The 3791-nt window shown below is 63.3% G+C and carries 2 protein-coding genes; one reads left to right on the top strand and one right to left on the bottom strand.

The features are described 5' to 3' along the window. Positions 1–31: 31 nt before the first annotated feature. Complete coding sequence (locus EJC47_RS20705; RefSeq protein WP_126849580.1) at positions 32–592, bottom strand: recombinase family protein; 561 nt, start codon at positions 590–592, stop codon at positions 32–34. 131 nt (positions 593–723) lie between these two features. Between EJC47_RS20705 and EJC47_RS20710 the strand changes: the two genes are divergently transcribed. After that, on the top strand, positions 724–3738 hold the full coding sequence (locus tag EJC47_RS20710) for a Tn3 family transposase (protein ID WP_126849581.1): 3015 nt from the start codon (positions 724–726) through the stop codon (positions 3736–3738). The last annotated feature ends 53 nt before the right edge of the window (positions 3739–3791 follow it).

Here is a 3791-nt window from a genome sequence, read left to right on the forward strand (position 1 = left end):
GGGTCGTGCGGCGGAGCGGAACAGAAAAGTGTCATAAGGAGCCGTTTGGCTCCATGCAGCGATAGATGGTCGCCGGGTGAACGTTGAAGGTCCTTGCGACGGCGCTGATGGATTTGCCCTCCAGGACGAGTTGCCGAGCGAGTTCGGCCTGATCGGGCCGCATCTTCTTCGGTCGACCGAAGGACACGCCGCGCGCCATCGCCGCCTTTCTCCCATCGTCGGTCCGCTTCAAGATAAGAGACCGCTCGAACTGGGCGATCCCGGCGAAGACGGTCATGATCATCACGCCGGACGGGGACGTGGTATCGGCCCAAGGTTCGTCAAGCGATTGTAATCCTGCCTGCTTCTCCTTGATGCGCTCGGCGATGTGCAGGAGATCAATGGTGGATCGCGCCAGGCGATCGAGGCGGGCGACCACCAGAACATCGTCCTTGCGCAGGTGGCCCATCAGCTTTTCGAGTTCGGGTCGGCCGCGAGCGGCCCCGGATATCTTCTCCTCGAACATCATTTCACAGCCGGCCTCCGAGAGCCGACCGCGCTGGATTTCGAGGTTCTGATCCTCGGTGGAAACGCGCGCGTAGCCGAGCTTCATGCATCGCCCCCAAGCGCTGTGCGAAAGTTGCTGCAAAATGATTTTGTTTCGCACATATGTTTTGCGAAGAAATTAGCCTTGCTAATTGGCGCCGCCCGCGCCCTTCGCAAAAGTTGAAAGTTTCGCACGGTATGCCCACCCGTCACCTCACTGACGCCCAGCGTCAGGGCTTTGCCCGCTTCGACGGCGAACCGTCGGCCGACCAACTCGCGCGATATTTTCACCTGGATCAAACCGATCGCGACCTCATTGGAACTCTGCGCGGCGACCACAATCGGCTCGGCTTTGCCGTGATGCTGACGAGCGCCCGGTTTCTTGGCGCATTTCCAGTCTCGGCCGCCGAGATCCCAGCGTCGGTCTTGGCGATCGTGATCGAGCAGCTCGCCCTCGCGCCCGGCACAGGCGTGGATGCCTATTTTGAGGGAAGCCGGCGCATTCGGCATCTCGCGCTCATCCGGACGCACTGCGGCTTCACGGACTTTGGCGACAACGCCGTGGCGCGCTTCCGGCTGACCCGATGGCTCTACGCCCTGTGCTGGAGCGGTGATGATCGGCCCGGCCCGCTGATTGATCGAGCCGCGGCCTGGCTCATCGCCAACAAGGTGCTTCTGCCAGGCGTCACGGTTGTCGAGCGATTGGTTGGCAGAATCCGCGATCGTGCGCGGACCAGGCTTTGGCGCCATCTGGTCGCCAGCCTGAGCGATGACCAGCGGGTGCGCATCGCCGCCCTGTTTGACGATGGCGACACTTCCACGTTCGCCGCCTTGGACGCTCTGCGGACCGTTCCCTCGAAGCGCATGCCGACCGAGCTCTACCGCCACCTTGATCGGCTCGACGCGGTCCGGGCGTTCAATCTGCGGCCGTCGCCGCCACGGGGCGTTCCCGCCGCAACCCTTGAGCGGCTCGCGCGGGTGGCGCGCGTGGGCAAACCCTCGGCCATCGCCGCCCTTCAGGAGCCGCGTCGAACCGCGACCATCGCGGCGCTCTTCCATACGCTCGAAGCGGCGGCCCAAGACGACGCCGCCGAGCTGGCCGAGGCTCTGCTCTCGGACATGGTCAAGGGGGCCGAAGCCGCCGACAAGCAGGCCCGCCTGCGCAGCCTGCGCGATCTCGATGGCGCCGCGATGCTGCTTCACGCGATGGGCTTGCTGGTTTTGACCGACGACGCCTTGCCCCTCAATGAATGGCGAGACGTGCTCTTCGAGCGGTTGCCCCGTCCCGACATCGAGGCCGCCATGTCCAAGGTGGAGGCGATCGCCAAGCCGGCGGAAACCAAACCCTACGACCAACTGCGAACAAAATGGCGGAGCGCCCGGCGATTGTTCTTCGAAATCGCCACCCGCATCGAGACCGAGGCCGCCCCGGGCGGCAAAAACGTCAAGGCCGCGATCAGCTACCTCAAGGCCGTGGACGACTGGTCGTCTCTCGCCAAGATGCGCGGCGCGCCGACCGCCGCGATCCCGAAGGCGTGGAGGCAACATGTCCAGGATCATGAAGGCAGAGTGCGGGACCCCAAAGCCTACGTCTTCGCGATCATCGATGCCTGGCGTCTCGCGATCAAGCGACGCGACGTGTTCGCCAAGCCCGGCATCCGATACGGGGATCCCCGGCGCGGGATGCTCGAGGGCGAGCCCTGGCAAAATTCCAGATTGATGGTCGCACGCGCGCTGGGCCGGTCTCTGGAGGCCGACACGGAGATTGACGGTCTCTCCCGCCTTCTCGACGAGGCATATCGACATGTCGTTGCGCGCGCCGGCGACAATCCGGACCTGCGTTTCGAGACGGTCGCCGACAAGACCGGGATTGTGGTCACGCCACTCGACAAGCTTGATGAATCCGAAAGCCTGCGTGCGCTTCGCGCCGCCGTCCAAACGCGCATGCCGAAAGCGGGGATGCCCGACATCTTTCTTGAAGTCATGGCGCGAACCGGATTTGCCAAGTCCTTTACCCATCTGAGCGAGCGTCAGGCCACCGTCGAGCACTTCGAGATAAGCCTGTGCGCGACCCTGGTCGGCGGCGCCTGCAACATCGGTCTTGAGCCCGTCGCGCGCCCGGAATTTGCCGCTCTGCGTCGCGACCGACTTTCTTGGGTCAGTCAGAATTTCATTCGCCCTGAGACCATAGCCGCGGCCAACGCCGCGATCGTTTCCGCTCACAGCCGTCTGGATATCGTCCAACATTGGGGCGCAGGCGAGGTGGCCAGCGCCGACGGTATGCGTTTTGTCGCTCCGTCGAGCGCCATACACGCCGGTCCCAACCCCAAATACTACGGCCAGGAGCGCGGCGTCACTTGGTACAACATGATTTCCAATCAGTTCAGCGGTCTGGCCGGAGCGGTCATCCCCGGCACGTTGCGCGACAGCCTGGTCGTCCTGGCTCTCCTGCTGGAGCAGGAAACCGAGCTCGAACCGCTGGAGATCATGACCGACACCGCCGCCTATTCCGACGCCATTTTCGGCCTGTTCTGGCTCTTGGGCTACCGGTTCAGCCCCCGTCTGGCGGACATCGGCGGCGCGAAGCTCTGGCGCATCGATCGCCAGGCGAGCTACGGGCCGTTCGATAAAATTGCCCTGGGCAGGATCAAAATCAATCTGATCCGGGAAAACTGGTCCGACCTGATCCGTTTGGCCGGATCGCTCAAGCTCGGCCACCTCAAGGCCGCGGGCGTCATGCGAATGCTGCAGGTCAAAGACCGCCCAACGACCCTCGCCAAGGCCCTGTCTGAACTGGGGCGCATCATCAAGACGCTGCACATCCTGCGATATATCGACGACCGGCCGTTCCGCCGGCGGATCCTGTTTCAGCTCAACCGGCAGGAATTGCGCCATAAGCTCGGTCGGCGCGTCCATCACGGCGATCGGGGCGAAATCAGAAGCCCTCTGCGTCAAGGCCAAGAGGAGCAGCTTGGAGTCCTCGGTCTCGCCCTCAACTCCATCGTTCACTGGAACTCTGTCTACATGCAGGAATCCGTGCGCCAACTCCGCGAAGCTGGGGCGCCGCCGCTGCCCGCCGATATCGCTCGACTCTCGCCGATATCCTGGCGTCACATCAATTTCCTCGGGAGCTACGACTTCTCCGTGCCCGACGCCGTCGCAAACGGCGGCCTCAGACCGCTACGCCAACCTAATTCCGAATGGGACTTTTGAAAAGAAATAATGCCCCTTACGACACTTTCCTGTTCCGCTCAGCCGCACGACCC

It is taken from the genome of Sphingomonas sp. TF3 (genome assembly GCF_003985085.1).
In the GTDB taxonomy this organism is placed as follows: Bacteria; Pseudomonadota; Alphaproteobacteria; order Sphingomonadales; family Sphingomonadaceae; genus Sphingomonas.

Excerpts from the sequence above, each read along its gene's own strand:
- EJC47_RS20705 (WP_126849580.1), bottom strand. The coding sequence starts at position 592 with ATGAAGCTCGGCTACGCGCGCGTTTCCACCGAGGATCAGAACCTCGAA.
- EJC47_RS20710 (WP_126849581.1), top strand. The coding sequence starts at position 724 with ATGCCCACCCGTCACCTCACTGACGCCCAGCGTCAGGGCTTTGCCCGC.